The organism is Streptomyces termitum (genome assembly GCF_014650175.1).
GTDB lineage: Bacteria > Actinomycetota > Actinomycetes > Streptomycetales > Streptomycetaceae > Streptomyces > Streptomyces termitum.
In genome coordinates, this window is sequence record NZ_BMUL01000026.1 from 44,707 (window position 1) to 60,781 (window position 16,075).

Here is a 16,075-nt window from a genome sequence, read left to right on the forward strand (position 1 = left end):
CGTACGGGTGGAGGCGTACGGACGAAGGCGTACGGGCGCGGCGCACCGGAGGCCCGGGGTGGTCCGGCGGGCGGCCCGGGAGCGCCGGGGGGGCGGGCCCGGGGCCGGGCCGGGGGAGGCGGGGCCGGGTCAGGCCGGGCGGCGGAGCACCGCCAGGCTCAGGGGGGCGAGCACCACCCGCTCGCCGGCCGCGATCTCCGGCCCCTCCAGCGGCGGCACGCCCTCCGGCTCCGAGGTGTCCACCACCGTCCGCCAGCACCGCCCGTGGCTGTCCGGCACCGCGAACTCCAGCTCCTGGGCGGAGGCGTTGAACATCAGCAGGAAGGAGTCGTCGGCGATCGGCTCGCCCTGCGGGCCCGGCTCCGAGATCGCGTTGCCGTTGAGGAAGACGGTCAGCGCGCGGGCGTGCGCCGCCTGCCAGTCGCGGGCCGTCATCTCCTCGCCCTCGGGGGTGAACCAGGCGATGTCGGTCAGCTCGTCGTGGGTGCCCTCCACCGGCCGGCCGTGGAAGAAGCGGCGGCGCCGGAAGACCGGGTGGTCGCGGCGCAGCCGCACCATCGCCCGGGTGAAGCGCAGCAGGGTCTCCCCGGCCTCGCCGCCCTCCTTCGGCCAGTGCACCCAGGACAGCTCGCCGTCCTGGCAGTAGGCGTTGTTGTTGCCGCCCTGGGTGCGGCCGAACTCGTCGCCGTGGCTGAGCATCGGCACGCCCTGCGACAGCATCAGGGTGGCGAGGAAGTTGCGGGTCTGGCGGTTGCGCAGCTCGTTGATGCCGACGTCGCCGGTCTCGCCCTCCTCCCCGCAGTTCCAGGAGCGGTTGAAGCTCTCGCCGTCCCGGTTGCCCTCCCCGTTGGCCTCGTTGTGCTTCTCGTTGTACGAGACGAGGTCGCGCAGGGTGAAGCCGTCGTGGCAGGTCACGAAGTTGACCGAGGCGAGCGGGCGGCGGCCGTCGTCCTGGTACAGGTCGGAGGAGCCGGTGAGCCGGGAGGCGAACTCGGCGAGGGTGCGCGGCTCGCCCCGCCACAGGTCCCGCACGCAGTCCCGGTACTTGCCGTTCCACTCGGTCCACAGCGGCGGGAAGTTGCCCACCTGGTAGCCGCCCTCGCCGACGTCCCACGGCTCCGCGATCAGCTTGACCTGGCTCACCACCGGGTCCTGCTGCACCAGGTCGAAGAAGGACGACAGCCGGTCCACCTCGTGGAACTGCCGGGCCAGGGTGGCCGCCAGGTCGAAGCGGAAGCCGTCCACGTGCATCTCGGTCACCCAGTACCGCAGACTGTCCATGATCATCTGGAGGACGTGCGGGGACCGCATGAGCAGCGAGTTCCCGGTGCCGGTGGTGTCCGTGTAGTGGCGCGGGTCGTCGCCCAGCCGGTAGTACGAGGGATTGTCCAGGCCCCGGAAGGAGAGCGTGGGGCCCAGGTGGTTGCCCTCGGCGGTGTGGTTGTAGACGACGTCGAGGATGACCTCGATCCCCGCCTGGTGCAGCGCCCGCACCGCCGCCTTGAACTCCAGGACCTGCTGGCCCCGGTCGCCCCAGGAGGCGTAGGCGTTGTGCGGGGCGAAGAAGCCGATCGTGTTGTAGCCCCAGTAGTTCGACAGCCCCTGGTCGGCCAGCCGGTGGTCGTTCACGAACTGGTGCACCGGCATCAGCTCCAGCGCGGTCACGCCCAGTTCCTTCAGGTGCCCGATCACCGAGGGGTGCGCGAGCCCCGCGTAGGTGCCGCGCAGCTCCTCCGGCAGGTCCGGGTGGAGCATCGTCAGGCCCTTCACGTGGGCCTCGTAGATCACCGTGTGGTGGTAGTCGGTGCGCGGCCGGCGGTCGTCGCCCCAGTCGAAGTACGGGTTGACCACCACCGAGGTCATGGTGTGCGGGGCCGAGTCCAGGTCGCTCCGCGCGTCGGGCCGCCCGAAGGGGTAGCCGTACACCGCCTCGCCCCAGTCGACCGATCCGGACATCGCCCGCGCGTACGGATCGAGGAGCAGCTTGGCCGGATTGCAGCGCAGCCCGCGCTCCGGCGCGTACGGCCCGTGCACCCGGAACCCGTACCGCTGCCCCGGCATCACGCCGGGCAGGTAGGCGTGGCGGACGAAGGCGTCCGTCTCGCGCAGCTCGACGGCGGTCTCCGTGCCGTCGTCGTCGATGAGACACAGCTCGATGCGGTGCGCCGCCTCCGAGAAGACCGCGAAGTTGGTGCCCGCTCCGTCATAGGTGGCGCCCAGGGGGTACGCCTGTCCCGGCCAGACCTGCATGGGTACGAATCTTCCTCTTCTGTCCGGGTTCGGGGATCTTCTTCGGCCAGATCCTGCCCGAAAGATGTCCAACCGCCCAGGGACGCGCCCCGTCCTACCGGGTGACCGCAGACCAAGAGGGGGATAGAGGGGGAAATATGTACGAAATGCTACGACGTCACCTGGGGAAGGTGATGGCGGGGACGGCCATGGCGGTGACCGGCACCGCCGTCGCCGTCGCCGTGACCCTGCCCGGCGCGGCGGGCGCCGACGACGCCCCGGGCGACCGGACCGCCGCCCGCGCCCCGGCCGGCGCCTCCGCCGGCTCCGCCGGCTCCGGCGGCGCCCCGGACGCGGCCGGAGCCGGCGGTGCGGCAGGTACGGCCCCGCCGCCGCCCGCGACCGTCCTCCCGGCCGCCGCCGAGGGCCCCCGGGGCACCGGCACCGACCCGCTCACCGACGCCGAACTGGCCCGCGCCGAGGCCCTCGCCCTCACCCCGCCCGGCGCCGCCGCGCTCCAGGACGCCGCGGGCGACCGGGGCCGTCCGCAGCGCCTCGGCACCGAACTCGCCGACCCCGAACCCGGCCGGGAGGACGTCCGCCGCGCCCAGGTCCGCTTCTACGACTACGCCCGCGACGAACTCGTCGTCCGCACCGTCAACCTCACCACCGGCGCCGTCGAGTCCACCTCGGCCCGGCGCGGGGTGCAGCCCTCCGCCCACCCCGAGGAAGTGCGCGCCGCCCTCGCGCTCCTCCTCGCCGCACCGCTCGGCCAGGGCGTCAAGGAGGACTACGCGCACGCCACCGGCGGCACCCTGACCGACCCCGGCCGGCTCCGCGCCACCGGCGACGTCTACCGCCCCTACCGGGAGAAGAACGTCCCCGAGGCCCTCGCCCGCTGCGGCGAGCACCGCTGCCTCCGGCTCGTCACCAAGATCCCCGACGGGCCCTGGATCGACACCCGGAACCTCATCGTCGACCTCTCCGCGAGGAACGTCGTCCGCGTCGGCTGACCACCGCCGCCCGCCGTTCCACCGCACCCCGCGCACATCCTTCACGCACAAGGAGCACACCCGCATGACCGTCCGGTACTCCAGGCGGGCCCGGGGGACGCTCGCCGCCCTCGCGGCGACCGCCCTCCTCGGCACCGCCACCGCCGCGAGCCCCGCCGTCGGGGCCCCCGCCGCGACCGCGCCCGCCGCACCCGCCGCCGCGCCCGCGCCCCCGTGCTCGGCCGCCCAGCGCGTCACCCGCACCCTCGACGGCGGCGCCGTCTGGGCCATGTGCTGGCGCTACAGCACCGACGCCGGCCTGATCCTCGACCACATCACCTACCAGCCGCCCGGCGGCGCCCCGGTGAAGGTCCTGCGCACCGCCCGCCTCGCCCAGATCCACGTCCCCTACGACGACGGCGGCGCCGAGTACGACGACCTCACCGGCGCCGGCTTCGGCTGGGGCCTCCAGGACCTCAAGCCCGCCGAATGCCCCGGCGGCGCCCTCACCACCGTCAAGATCCCCGACGCCGGGCGGGTCAAGGGCCTGTGCACCACCACCCGCGCCCGGGGCCACGCCTACCGCATGGCCAAGGACACCGGGACCGGCGTCTACCAGGCCCAGGCCAAGGACCTGCTCGTCTACACCGTGAACAAGGTCGGCTGGTACGAGTACATCTCCGAATGGCGCTTCTCCGCCGACGGCACCATCGGCGTCAACGTCGGCGCCACCGGCAGCCTCTCGCCCGTCGACTACAACGCCGCCGACGGCCGCGGCTGGCCGCTCGGCAAGGGAGCCCGCGGCTACGCCACCAGCCACGCCCACAACGTCTTCTGGAAGCTCGACTTCGGCCTCGACGGCGGCAAGGACCGCATCGAGCAGTACGACTCCACCGTCACCGCCCCCGCCCGGGGCGGCGGCCCCACCGTCAAGACCCGCCGGACCGCCGTCACCAAGGAACTCGCCGGCGACGCCAAGAACATGCGCTGGTGGCGGGTGGTCAGCGGCACCGGCAAGAACGCCGACGGGCACCCCCGCAGCTACGAGATCGTCCCCGGCCACACCGACACCCACGCCGGCCGCCCCTTCACCCGGCACGACGTCTACTTCACCCAGGCCCGCTCCTGCGAGCAGTACGCCAGCAACAACATCGGCAACTGCCCCGCCAACGCCGGTGACAGCGTGGACAAATGGGTCAACGGGGAGACTCTGACCAAACCGACCGTCTGGGTCAACATCGGGTTCCACCACATCGCCCGAGACGAGGACCAGCAGCCCATGCCGGTCCACTGGCAGGGCTTCCAGCTCGCCCCCAGGGACGTAACCGCTATGAATCCGCTCACTCCGGCCGATCTCGCCTCCCAGAACGGTCAGCCCGAACTGGGCAGTTGAGCAAGAGCCCGTTCGATCCTGCTGCACCGCCTCCCGCTCCCGGAGTACCCTTCCTTGATCGTTGTCGGAGAGTGTTCAGGGACGGGCGTCCAGAGCAGAAGGCGGTGCGCGGGTGAGCTCCGGAGGTCTTGAGCTGCCCCCGGGGGACACGGGTCCCGAAAGGGGCCCGGCGGATTCCGCGGCGGCGCCGCCCGGCACCGTCCTGCCCTCCGGAGCCCCCGCGCGCCCCGGCGCCGTCCACGTCGCCCGCCCGGTCGAGATCGGCGCCGAACTCGACTGGGGCGCCGAGGCGTGGAGCGAGGTCCGCACCCGTGCCCAGCGGGCCGGCCGCGCCTACATCTGGCTCAATCTCGTCGAACAGCGGATGCGGGCCGTCGTCGCCGCCGTCCTCCGGCCCGTCTACGAACCCGTGCACGGCGAGGAGTGGGTGGTCGCGGCGGCCGGCCCGGCGGGGCAGGAATGGGTCCGCCGGGCCGTCGCCGTCCGCGAGGTCTCCCGCCGCAAGGGCTACCTCCTCGACCCCGCCGACGACAACGTCCTCTCCTTCCTCACCCTGCCCCAGCTCCGCGAGCTGATGGTCCAGCACTGGCCCTGCTTCGAGCCCTACTTCGACGACCGGCGCGAGGTCGAGCTCGCCCTCGACGAACTGGAGGTGACCCGCAACGTCGTCTCCCGCAACCGCGCCCTGTCGCCCACCGTCCTCGCCCAGGCCGAACGGGCCTCCGCGCTCATCCTGGAGATCCTCGGCAGCGGCGCGGGCGTCCCCTCCGCCGACCGGCTGCCCGTCGACGCCGTCGAGGACCTCGTCGGCGACCGGTACGCCGACGTCGTCTCCGTCCACCCCGACCGGGTCCGGCTCCAGCGCCAGCTGCCCGCCGAGGACCTCTTCGGCGGCGCCCGCCGCCTCGACGCCACCGGCATAGGTCTCAACCTCCTCGTGCAGAACTTCTCCGGCCGCCGGATGGTCCGCCTCGCCGAGTCCGGCTGCCGGATACGGCTCCTCTTCCTCAACCCGGCCAGCAGCGCCGTCAAGCGGCGCGAGCGCGAGCTCGGCATCAAGAAGGGCGAGCTCAGCCGCTCCGTCGAGATGAACATCCTGCACATGCGGCGGGTCCGCGCCCGGCTCCGCGACCCCGGCGCCTTCGAGATCCACGTCTTCGACGAGACCCCCCGCTTCACCGCCTACCTCGTCGACGGCGACGGCCCCGACGGCGTCGGCGTCGTCCAGTCCTACCTGCGCAAGGCCCGCGGCATGGAGGCCCCCGTCCTGGTGCTCAGGGGCGGCGGCCGGTCCGTCGTCCGCGCCCTCGCCCCCGGACGCGAGGCCGACCACGGACTCTTCGAGACGTATCGTGAGGAGTTCGAGTCGGTCTGGCTCGACTCCCGACCGGTCTCCTGACGCCGTTGTCAGTGGCCCGTGCGAGGGTGGAGAACACCACGGGGAGAACGCCACGGGGAGATCACGCAAGGAGGAATCGATGGCCTGGCACGGGGAACCACTGGTCGGCTTCGACCTGGAGACCACCGGCACCGACCCGCTGGAAGCCCGCATCGTGACGGCCTGCGTCGTCGGCTTCCACGAGGGACGGGTGCTCCGGCAGCGGGACTGGCTCGCCGACCCCGGCGTCCCCATCCCCGAGCCCGCGACCGCCATCCACGGCATCAGCAGCGAGCGGGCCGCCACCGAGGGCCGCCCCGCCCGCGAGGTCGCCGACGAGGTCGCCGAGACCCTCGCCGGATACTGGCGCCAGGGCGTCCCGGTCGTCGCGTACAACGCCTCCTTCGACCTCAGCCTGCTCGCCGCCGAACTGCGCCGCCACGGCCTGCCCTCCCTGGAGGAGCGGCTCGGCGGGACGGACATCGGGCCGGTCCTCGACCCGTACACCATCGACCGCGCCGTCGACCGCTACCGGCGCGGCAAGCGGAACCTCGAAGCGGTCTGCGGCGAGTACGGCGTCGTCCTCGAAGCCGCCCACCAGGCCGCCGCCGACGCGCTCGCCGCCGTCCGGGTCGCCGTCGCGATAGCCGAGCGGCACCCGAAGGTGGCCGCGATGACCCCGGCCGAGCTCCACGAGCGGCAGATCGTCTGGTACCGCGCCTGGGCCGAGAACTTCCAGGACTTCCTGCGCCGCAAGGGCGAGGCGGACGCGGTCGTGGACCCCGTGTGGCCGCTGCGCGGCGAGCCCGCCGGCGCCACCCCCTGACGGGACGCGCCGGCCGGGCCCCGGGACCCGGCCGGACGGTTGTTCCTCCCGCCGCCGGGCTCCGGCCGTTCGTCGCGAAGCCGGGCGTCAGGCGTTCTTCTCGAAGAAGGAGAGCAGCAGGCCGTTCACGGTCTCCGGCCGGTCCAGCGGGAACCAGTGCCCCGCCTCCTCCACCCGCTCGTACCGCCAGGACCCCGCCACGTGGGCGCCCGTCCCGGCCATCGAGCCCTCCGTGAGGAAGCGGTCCCCGGTGGACCAGACACCCATCACCGGCACCGCGGGCAGCGGCGGCAGCGGAAGCTCCGGCGCGAACTGCACCTCCGCCGGGAGACCCGCCCGGTAGATGTTCAGCGCCGCCGTCAGCGCGCCCGGCGCGCGCAGCGGCTCGATCACCGCCTCCGCGTCCGGGTGCTCGGTCAGCATCTCCCGCAGCCCCGCGAAGTCGTCCCGGCGCAGCCACTCCTCGGCCACCCCCGGAAGCTGGAACAGCAGCATGTACCAGGACAGCTTCCGCTGCTCCCAGCCCACCTCCCGGTAGGCCGCCAGGTGGCCCACCGAGAGCAGGCTCAGCGACCGCACCCGGTCCGGCACCGCGTGCGCGATGCCCTGCGCGACGCCCGACCCCCAGTCGTGGCCCACCAGATGGAAGCGGTCCACCTCCAGCCGGGCCAGCAGCTCCAGCAGGTCGCCCACGTGCTTCGCCGGGTGGTACGCCTCCGGGCCGCCCTCCGGCCGGTCCGAACCGCCGAAGCCCCGCAGGGTCGGGGCGACGGTGCGGTAGCCCGCCGCGTTCAGCGCCGCGATCTGGTGGCGCCACAGGAGGTGGCTGTCGGGGAAGCCGTGGACCAGCAGCACCACCGGCCCCTCGCCGCTCACCTCGACGTCGAGTTCCACTTCGGAGAGCCGTACCCGCATCACGCCACCTGTTCCTCTCGCCCCGTTCAAGGGTTGGAAAACCGGACCGACCTGGCGGCCACCCTAGAAGGGGTACCAGCGGACTTCAAGATCGCCGTCCCGCAGCGAGGCCACCCGCCGCTCGAATTCGGCCAGCGCCTTCGGGTTGTGCGGCGCGTGCTGGGCCACCCACGCGCAACTCGCGGTCTCCCGCGCCCCGCGCAGCACCCCGCACCCCTCCCACTCCCGCACGTCCCAGCCGTACGCCTCCGTGAAGGCGTCGTACGCCGCCGGATCCAGGCCGTACCGGTCCCGGGAGAGCGCCGGCACCACCAGGTCGTGCTCCCGCAGGTCCGACGAGAAGGTCTCCAGATCCATCAGGACCGGCCCGTCCGGACCCACCTGCACATTGCGCGGCAGCGCGTCGCCGTGCACCGGCCCCCGGGGCAGGTGCGGCACCAGCGCCGCCGCCGAGGGCGCGAAGGCGTCCCGCCGCTCCCGCAGGAAGGCCGCGTCCGCCGGATCGATCGCCTCCCCCGCCAGCCGCAGCCACCGCTCCACCCCGCCCAGCAGCTCCCGGCGCGGCAGGACGAAGCCCTCCGGCTCCGGCAGCGCGTGCACCGCCCGCAGCAGCGGCGCCAGGTCCCGCGGCTCGGCCGGCCGCACCGGCTCCGGCAGCGGCCGCCAGAACGTCACCGGATGCCCCTCCACCAGCCGCGGCTCCTCGTCCGCCGCCCGCACCGCCGGGATCCCGGCCGCCGCCAGCCACCCGGCCAGCGCCACCTCCCGCTCGGCCCGCGCGAACAACTCGGCGTCCCGCCCGACCTTCACCACCAGACCGGCCACCGCGAAGACCGCGTTCTCGCCCAGCGCGAGCAGCCGCGCCCCGTCCGCCGGCAGCCCCGCCGCGCCCAGGACCTCCCGCGCCCTCGCCTCGTCCATCGTCCTCTTCTCCCTGCTCAGCGGTGTGCGTGCGCCGCCAGTCTCGCACCACCCGACCCCACCCCCGGCATTACGAAACCTTGTTCAATAAGTCACAGATGGGTGACGGGCCTTCCGTTTCCCCCCGTCCATCGGGAAAGGTGCCGAACGGCTCCCGCGCCGCCCCCCACGGGGCGCGGTGGCCCCCTCCGGGCCCCCTCCCCTCCGAGCGGCGGACGCACCCGGAGGGCCGCGCCCCCGCGCCGCGCGGGTCCCTCCACCCGCCGCGGCGCGGGGGGTGCCCGCGAGCCGCCGGACGGCCCGTGTCATCCTGGAAGATCACGAAGCGCAGGACGACGGTGACCGGCGTCCGCGGGCACGGGGGATACGGGAAGACCGATGAGGCTCTGCTTCCTGGTGGAAGATCGCTACCGCAACGACGGGATGCCGGTCGAGGTGATCCGCACCCTCACCGCGTGGGGCCACCACGTCGACGTCCTGCGCCCCGGCGCCTCCCTGCTCCGCCTCGACGACGAGATCCGGGCCGGCAGCCACGACGCCTGGGTCCTCAAGACCGTCTCCGGCGGCCCCGGCCTGCCGCTGCTCGAAGCCGCCGCCGCCGTCGGACTGCGCACCGTCAACGACGCCCGCTCCATACGCGGGGTGCGGGACAAGGCCCTCGCCGCCGTCATCGGCCGCGCCCACGGCCTGCCCGTACCCCTCACCTACGCCACGGCCCGGCCCGAACACCTCGCCGCGATACCCGAATCCGCCTACCCCCTCGTCGTCAAACCCGCCGACGGCAGCGCCGGCCGTGCCGTCCACCTCGTCGCCAACCCCGGCCGCCTCACCGGAATCCTCCCGCTGCTCGCCGGCGAGGGCCCCCTGATCGCCCAGCCCTACGTGCCCAACTCCGGCGTGGACCTCAAGGTCTACTGCGTCGCCGGCGACTACCACGCCACCGAACGCTGCTCCCCGCTCCACCCCGGCCGCACCGTCGTCGAACGCGCCGTCCCCGTCACCGCCGAGATCGCCGCCCTCGCCGCCCGCGTCGGCGCCGTCTACGGCCTCGACCTGTACGGCTTCGACGTCCTCCTCGGCCCCGACGGCCCCGTCGTCGTCGACGTCAACGACTTCCCCAGCTTCCGGCAGGTCCCCGACGCGGCCGCCCGGGTCGCCGCCGCCGTCCTCGAACTCGCCCGCCACGAGAGCGGCGCGGTCCGGACGGAGCCCGTGTGAACCCCCTCCGCATCGGCGTCGTCACCCCCGACCCCGGCCACCAGCTCCTCGCCGACACCGCCCGCCTGCTGCGCGCCGCCGGGCACCGGGTCGACTGGCTGCACCCGCGCGACCCCGCCCCGGCGGACACCTGCGACGCCTACCTCCTCAAGGCCCGCACCCCCGAAGCCCTCGCCCTCGGCCGGGAACTGGAGGCGCGGGGCGCCCCGGTGGTCAACTCCACCGCCGCCACCGAACGCTGCCGCGACCGGGTCGCCCTCGCCGACACGGCCCGCCGCGCCGGCCTCCCCTACGCCCCCACCCTCGCCGTGACCACCCCCGCCCGGCTCGCCGCGGAGCCGTGGACCGGCCGGCCGCTCGTCCTCAAGAGCCGCTGGAGCCGCCGGGGCGACCTCGTGGCCCGCGCCGACACCCCCGACGCCCTGCGGGACCTCGCCCGGCGGTGGCCCGACGAGCCGGTCGTCGTCCAGGAGTTCGTGCCCAACGACGGCTGGGACCGCAAGCTCTGGTCCGTCGCCGGCCACCCCTTCGGCGCCCTGCGCCGCTCCGAACTCACCCCCGACGGCAAGGGCCCCAACCTCCCCCTGACCCCCCTGCCCCCCGCCTGGACCGCCCTCCTCCACGCCGTCGGCACCGCCTTCGCCCTCGACGTCCACGGCGTCGACCTCGTCGTCCCCGAGGACGGCCCCCCGCTCATCGTCGACATCAACGCCTTCCCCGGCGCCCGCGACCAGCCCGGCGCCCCCGAAGCCCTCGCGAAACTGGCGGCGACCCGCGCCCGCGGCGCCTAGGGTGACCGCATGACGACGTACGCGCTGCTGCTCCGGGGGATCAATGTCAGTGGGCGGCGGAAGGTGCCGATGGCGGAGTTGCGGGAGTTGCTCGGAGGGCTCGGGCACACCGGTGTCCGTACCTATCTCCAGAGCGGCAACGCCGTCTTCACGGCTGCCGGTGGGAACGGCGAGGAGGAGATCGCGGTGGTGATCGAGGACGCCGTCGAGGAGCGGTTCGGGTTCCGCGTCAACTGTCTCGTCCGCGACCACGCGTACCTCGCCGCCGTGGCCGATGCCTGTCCCTTCCCCGTCGGCGAACTGGAGGGGAAGCAGGTGCACGCCGTGTACTGCTCCGGGGCCGTGACCGCCGAGCGGTTCGCCGCCGTCGACGCCGCCGGACTCGCGCCCGAGGAGTTCGCGCTCGGGGACCGGGTCATCTATCTGCACACGCCCGACGGGCTCGGCCGGTCGCGGCTCGCCGACGCCGTCCTGAAGCCCTCGCTCACCCGGGGACTGGTCACCACGGCCCGCAACTGGAACACCGTCCGCGCCCTGATCGACATGACCGCCGGTACGGCCTGACGGGATGACCGCCGGTACGGCCCGGCGGGTGGTTCAGCCCGCGACGGCGGGGATCCGCTCCGGGGCCCGGACCGCCGCCGCGTACCGCTCCAGGAGCAGCGCGGCCAGTTCGGGCGCGGGGCCCAGGACGTCCGCGAGGACGTCGGCCTCCGCCGCGCCCGCCGCGATCCGGTCCGGCAGCCGGCCCGGCGCGATCACGTACGGCGCCACGGCCACCCGCCGGACCCCCGGCTCGGCGCGCAGCGCCCGGACCGCGTCCTCGGTCCGGGGAAGGGATGCGGAGGCGAACGCGGGCCGCACGGAGCACCAACCGGTGCGCCGCAGCTCCCGCGCCGTTTCTGCGATCACCGCGATCGCCTCCGGGTCGGTGGAGCCCGCCGAGGCCAGGACGACCCCGGTGGTGCTCCGGTCGCCGGGCGCGAGCCCGGCCTCGTACAGCCGCCGCTCCACCGCCGCGAGCAGCAGCGGCGACGGCCCCAGGACCTCCGCCCGCCGGATCCGCAGCGGGGCGGGCGCCCCGCGCAGCACGGCCGGGACGTCGGCCTTCGCGTGGAAGGCCCGGGTCAGCAGCAGCGGCAGCGCCACCACCTCCCGCACCCCCTCGGCGGCGAGCCGCTCCAGGACGCCCGCCGCGGACGGCAGGTCGAAGTCCAGGAACGCGGTCTCCACCCGCAGCCCCGGCCGCAGCACGCCGGCCCGGCGCACCAGCGCCCGGACGGTCGCCGCGTGCCGCGGGTCGCGGCTGCCGTGGGCGATGACGAGGAGGACGGGGGAGGAGGTCATGGCACGTGGCTCACTTCACCAGCAGGCCGCGGCTGCGGAGCACCCAGCGCTCCAGCGGGCTGAAGATCAGCAGGTCGATGGCGATGCCGACGACCAGGATCAGCAGGATCGCGAGGAACACGCCGGGCAGGTCGATGTTGTTGCGGCCGTTCTCCAGGAGCTGGCCCAGGCCGAGGCCCAGGTCGGGCGAGGAGGCGATGATCTCCGCCGCCATCAGCGAGCGCCAGGAGAACGCCCAGCCCTGCTTGAGGCCCGCCAGGTAGCCCGGCAGCGCGGCCGGCAGCACCACGTGCCAGGTGCCCTTGAGGCCGGTGGCGCCCAGGGTGCGGCCGGCCCGCAGGAACAGCGGCGGCACCTGGTCGACGCCGGACACCAGGCCGTTGGCGATGGAGGGGACGGCGCCCAGCAGGATCACCGTGTACATCATCGCGTCGTTGAGGCCGAACCAGAGCACGGCCGGCGGCACCCACGCCACCGACGGCAGTGACTGGAGACCGGACAGGATCGGGCCGATCGCGGCGCGCACGAACTTCACCCGGGCCACCAGCAGACCCAGCGGGGTGCCGATGGCGAGGGCGAGGAGGAAGCCGGACAGGCCCCGGGAGACGCTGGTCCAGATCACGTCGAGCAGGGTGCCCTGGAGCCACATGTCCGCCAGGCCGTCCCAGACCGCGGACGGCGCGGGCAGCTTGGTCTCCTCGGTGACCTTCGCCGAGACGAGGAGCTGCCAGACGGCGAGGACGAGGAGGACGGCGAGGCTGGGCGGGAGGACCTTCTTGAGGAGGACCTCCCGGACCGGGGTGCGGCGCAGCTCGACCGCGTCCAGCGCGTCGAGTCCCGCCTCCAGACCGGCGAGGTCGTCCTTCCGGACCGTCGTGGCGGTGTCAGTGCTGGCCATGGCGGCGGATCTCCCCACGCAGGTGGTCGGTGATTTCGAGGGACAGCTCGGCGACGTCCGCGTCCTCGATGCGGCGCGGCTGCGCGATGTCCACGGTCCACTCCTTGGCGACCCGGCCGGGCCGGGAGGACAGGAGGACCACCCGCTGGGCGAGGCGGACGGCCTCGCGCACGTTGTGGGTGACGAAGAGGACCGAGAGGTTCGTCTCTTCCCAGACGCGGGTCAGCTCGCCGTGCAGGACGTCGCGGGTGATGGCGTCCAGGGCCGCGAACGGCTCGTCCATCAGCAGCAGCTGGCTGTCCTGCGCGAGGGCGCGGGCCAGCGCCACGCGCTGCCGCATGCCGCCGGAGAGTTCGTGCACCCGCTTGCCGTACGCGCCGCCGAGCCGGACCAGTTCGAGCAGCCGCTCGGCCTCCGGGCGGCGCTCCGCCCGGGGCAGCCCGCGCAGCCGCAGGGCGAGTTCGATGTTCTTGCCCGCGGTCAGCCACGGGAAGAGGGCGTGCTCCTGGAACATCAGGGCCGGCCGGCCGCCCGGGGTCGCGATGGACCCCTGGGTCGGCCGGTCCAGTCCCGCGACCAGGTTCAGCAGCGTGGACTTGCCACACCCCGAGGCCCCGAGGAGGGTGACGAACTCGCCGGGCGCGACGTCGAGACTGACGTCGTCCAGGACGAGCTGGGTACCGGCCGGGCCGGAGAAGGACTTCGAGACGTGCTCGATCCGGGCGGCGTGCGTCTGCTCCACTGCGGTGCCCTCGGCAGCCTTGGCGAGCGTCGTGGCCATGGTCGTCACCTCCTGGGGTTACGGATTCGCTGACGGGGGCGGTTACTTGACGCCGAGACCGGCGTCGGACACCTCGGGCTTGCCGGCGGCCTTCAGCACCTTGTTGAGGAGCGTGAGGTCGTAGATGCCGGACAGCTCGGGCTCCTTGATCAGCTGTGCCTTGACGGCCCACTCGGACTGCGTCTTCAGCGTCGCGGCCAGCGGGTCGTCGGTGATCGCGATGCTCGGCCACGCCGGGTCGATGATCTTCGCGTCGAGGGCCTTGCCGCCGAGCTTCTTCAGCGCCTCGTTCGCGGACGCCTTCGCCGCGTCCGGGTTGGCGTTGATCCACTCGTTGGTCTTCACCGTGCCCTTCAGCACGGCCTCGACCACGTCGGGGTGCTCGGAGAGGAACTTCTGCGACACGATGACGTTCGTGATCACGAACTTCTTGTCGGGCCACAGCGAGGTCTCGTCGAGGAGCACGCTGCCGCCCTGGGAGACCAGCTTGGAGGCGGTCGGCTCGGGCACCCAGGCGCCGTCGATGGAGCCGGACTTGAAGGCGTCCGGGGTGACCTTGTTGTCCGTGCGGACGACGGAGACGTCGCCCTTGCCGGACTCCGGGTCGACCTTCCAGCCCTTCTCGGAGATCCAGTTGAGCAGCGCGACGTCCTGCGTGTTGCCCTTCTGCGGGGTCGCGATCCGCTTGCCCTTGACGTCGTCCAGGGTCTTGATCTTCGCCGGGTCCACGACCAGCTTCACGCCGCCGGAGGCGGAGCCGGAGACGATCCGGAGGTTCTGGCCCTTGGACTTGACGTAGGCGTTGATGGACGGCGAGGGGCCGATGAAGCCGATGTCCAGGGAGCCGCCGTTGAGCGCCTCGATCTCGGACGGACCGGCGTTGAAGGTCTGGGGCTTGAGGACGGTGCCGCCCAGTTCCTTCTGGATGAGGCCGTCCTGCACGCCGATCAGGGCGGTGGCGTGCGTCAGGTTCGGGAAGTATCCGATCCGTACCTCGGAGGCCGAGAGCTTCTTCGCTCCGGCGGCGACGGGCGCCTTGCCGGCGGCCGGGTCCTTGGCGGCCTCGGAGCCGTAGCCGCAGGAGGCGAGGGCGCCGATCAGCAGCGGCAGGGCGGCGACGGCGGCCGGACCGCGGCGCGGGGTGGTACGGGTGGTGGCAGGCACGGGAGGTTTTCCCCTCGATTCAGCGTTTTCGAAGTCTGCGTCTATGTCGTGCGGGGTGGAGCGGGTACAGCGGCGCCGTGCGGCGACAGCCGCACGCGGAGGCGGTCAGCACGCACATCGCGCGACACCTCCCCTGCCCGCGCCGAGGGCGCCGGAACCGATCCGGCCCCCTTCCTTCGCGAAGGTCCCGTAGAAGTCCTGGCCCATGGTCAGAAGTCCCAGCCTTCCTCGTCGTTGTCGCCGGCCGCGGCGGGTTCGGCGGTGGCGAAGGACTCGCCCGCCATGCCCGCGGCCAGGGTGGTGCCGTCGGCCGGGTCGATCAGCAGGAACGAACCGGTGCGGCGGGAGTCGGCGTACGCGTCCAGGGCGAGCGGCTCCGCGGTGCGGACCTTCACCCGGCCGATGTCATTGGCGACCAGCCGGCCCGGCTCCGGGTGCTGGGAGAGGTCGTCCAGGGTGAGCCGGGACGGGATCTCCTTGACGATCGCCTTGACGGTCCGGGTGGTGTGCTTGAGCAGCACCCGCTGGCCGACGGTCAGCGGCTGGTCCGCGACGTGGCAGACGGTCGCCTCGACGTCCTGGCTGACGGCCGGGGCGTCGCCGCTCGGGGCCAGCAGGTCGCCGCGCGAGATGTCGATGTCGTCCGCGAGCCGGATCGTCACCGACTGCGGTGCCCAGGCGATGTCCACGGACTCGCCCAGCGCGTCGATGCCGGTGATGGTGGACTTCTTGCCCGACGGCAGGACGGTGATCTCCTCGCCGACCCGGAAGGCGCCGGCCGCGATCTGGCCCGCGTAGCCGCGGTAGTCGGGGTGCTCGGCGGTCTGCGGCCGGATCACGTACTGCACGGGGAAGCGGGCGTGGCAGGCCGTCAGGTCGTGGCTGACCGGGACGGTCTCCAGGTGCTCCAGGACGGTCGGGCCGCCGTACCAGTCCATGTTCGCGGACGGCTCCACCACGTTGTCCCCGGCGAGGGCCGAGATCGGGATGGCGGTGATCTCCGGGACGCCCAGCTCGGAGGCGTACGTGGTGAACTCCTCGGCGATCGAGGCGAAGACGGTCTCCCGGTACTCGACCAGGTCCATCTTGTTCACCGCGAGCACCACGTGCGGGACGCGCAGCAGGGCGGCGACCGCGGCGTGCCGGCGGGTCTGTTCGACGACGCCGTTGCGGGCGTCGACGAGGACCACGGCCAGTTCGGCGGTGGAGGCGCCGGTGACCA

At 73.5% G+C, this 16,075-nt stretch carries 15 protein-coding genes; 7 read left to right on the forward strand and 8 right to left on the reverse strand.

What is annotated here, in order from left to right:
• Window positions 1–129: 129 nt before the first annotated feature.
• Window positions 130–2,250, reverse strand: a complete 2,121-nt coding sequence (gene glgX, locus IE219_RS30255; RefSeq protein WP_189983319.1) for a glycogen debranching protein GlgX — start codon at window positions 2,248–2,250, stop codon at window positions 130–132.
• Window positions 2,251–2,396: 146 nt separating this feature from the next.
• Between glgX and IE219_RS30260 the strand changes: the two genes are divergently transcribed.
• The 4 genes from IE219_RS30260 (at window position 2,397) to IE219_RS30275 (ending at window position 6,818) form a co-directional block, all read left to right on the forward strand.
• Window positions 2,397–3,242 (forward strand): Tat pathway signal sequence domain protein, encoded by an 846-nt coding sequence (locus IE219_RS30260; RefSeq protein WP_308434058.1) that lies wholly within the window; start codon window positions 2,397–2,399, stop codon window positions 3,240–3,242.
• Window positions 3,243–3,306: 64 nt separating this feature from the next.
• On the forward strand, window positions 3,307–4,614 hold the full coding sequence (locus IE219_RS30265; protein WP_189983323.1) for a copper amine oxidase: 1,308 nt from the start codon (window positions 3,307–3,309) through the stop codon (window positions 4,612–4,614).
• 112 nt (window positions 4,615–4,726) lie between these two features.
• Window positions 4,727–6,013 (forward strand): DUF5919 domain-containing protein, encoded by a 1,287-nt coding sequence (locus IE219_RS30270; protein WP_189983326.1) that lies wholly within the window; start codon window positions 4,727–4,729, stop codon window positions 6,011–6,013.
• Between the two features lie 79 nt (window positions 6,014–6,092).
• The gene (locus IE219_RS30275; protein ID WP_189983328.1) at window positions 6,093–6,818 is read left to right on the forward strand and encodes a 3'-5' exonuclease; all 726 of its coding nucleotides are present in this window, start codon (window positions 6,093–6,095) and stop codon (window positions 6,816–6,818) included.
• An 87-nt stretch (window positions 6,819–6,905) separates the two neighbouring features.
• On the opposite strand, the gene IE219_RS30280 is transcribed toward IE219_RS30275, so the two are convergent.
• Both IE219_RS30280 and IE219_RS30285 read right to left on the reverse strand, forming a co-directional pair.
• Window positions 6,906–7,733, reverse strand: a complete 828-nt coding sequence (locus IE219_RS30280) for an alpha/beta fold hydrolase (protein ID WP_189983360.1) — start codon at window positions 7,731–7,733, stop codon at window positions 6,906–6,908.
• 63 nt (window positions 7,734–7,796) lie between these two features.
• Window positions 7,797–8,654, reverse strand: a complete 858-nt coding sequence (locus IE219_RS30285) for a phosphotransferase (protein WP_189983330.1) — start codon at window positions 8,652–8,654, stop codon at window positions 7,797–7,799.
• A 378-nt stretch (window positions 8,655–9,032) separates the two neighbouring features.
• On the opposite strand from IE219_RS30285, the gene IE219_RS30290 reads away from it, so the two are divergent.
• Genes IE219_RS30290 through IE219_RS30300 form a run of 3 tightly spaced genes read left to right on the forward strand, consistent with a single transcriptional unit; the run spans window position 9,033 to window position 11,227 of the window.
• Window positions 9,033–9,872: an ATP-grasp domain-containing protein gene (locus tag IE219_RS30290; protein WP_189983332.1), complete on the forward strand. Its 840-nt coding sequence runs from the start codon at window positions 9,033–9,035 to the stop codon at window positions 9,870–9,872.
• Complete coding sequence (locus tag IE219_RS30295; protein WP_189983335.1) at window positions 9,869–10,663, forward strand: ATP-grasp domain-containing protein; 795 nt, start codon at window positions 9,869–9,871, stop codon at window positions 10,661–10,663. Before IE219_RS30290 ends, IE219_RS30295 begins: the two co-directional genes overlap by 4 nt.
• A 9-nt stretch (window positions 10,664–10,672) precedes the next feature.
• A complete protein-coding gene (locus IE219_RS30300) occupies window positions 10,673–11,227 on the forward strand; it encodes a DUF1697 domain-containing protein (RefSeq protein WP_189983337.1) in 555 nt (184 codons plus the stop codon).
• A 33-nt stretch (window positions 11,228–11,260) separates the two neighbouring features.
• Here the strand turns inward: IE219_RS30300 and IE219_RS30305 are convergent, their stop codons facing one another.
• From IE219_RS30305 to IE219_RS30325, 5 genes are all read right to left on the reverse strand, one after another.
• Window positions 11,261–12,010 (reverse strand): sirohydrochlorin chelatase, encoded by a 750-nt coding sequence (locus IE219_RS30305; RefSeq protein ID WP_189983339.1) that lies wholly within the window; start codon window positions 12,008–12,010, stop codon window positions 11,261–11,263.
• A gap of 10 nt (window positions 12,011–12,020) precedes the next feature.
• Window positions 12,021–12,908 (reverse strand): ABC transporter permease, encoded by an 888-nt coding sequence (locus IE219_RS30310; RefSeq protein WP_189983341.1) that lies wholly within the window; start codon window positions 12,906–12,908, stop codon window positions 12,021–12,023.
• Entirely contained in the window at window positions 12,895–13,689 is a 795-nt protein-coding gene (locus tag IE219_RS30315) for an ABC transporter ATP-binding protein (protein ID WP_189983342.1), read from the reverse strand. The genes IE219_RS30310 and IE219_RS30315 overlap by 14 nt, the downstream gene beginning before the upstream one ends.
• Before the next feature lie 42 nt (window positions 13,690–13,731).
• Window positions 13,732–14,853 (reverse strand): aliphatic sulfonate ABC transporter substrate-binding protein, encoded by a 1,122-nt coding sequence (locus IE219_RS30320; RefSeq protein WP_189983344.1) that lies wholly within the window; start codon window positions 14,851–14,853, stop codon window positions 13,732–13,734.
• A gap of 209 nt (window positions 14,854–15,062) precedes the next feature.
• Window positions 15,063–16,075, reverse strand: a 1,013-nt coding sequence (locus IE219_RS30325; protein WP_189983345.1) for a sulfate adenylyltransferase subunit 1, incomplete at its 5' end; no start/stop codon positions are given.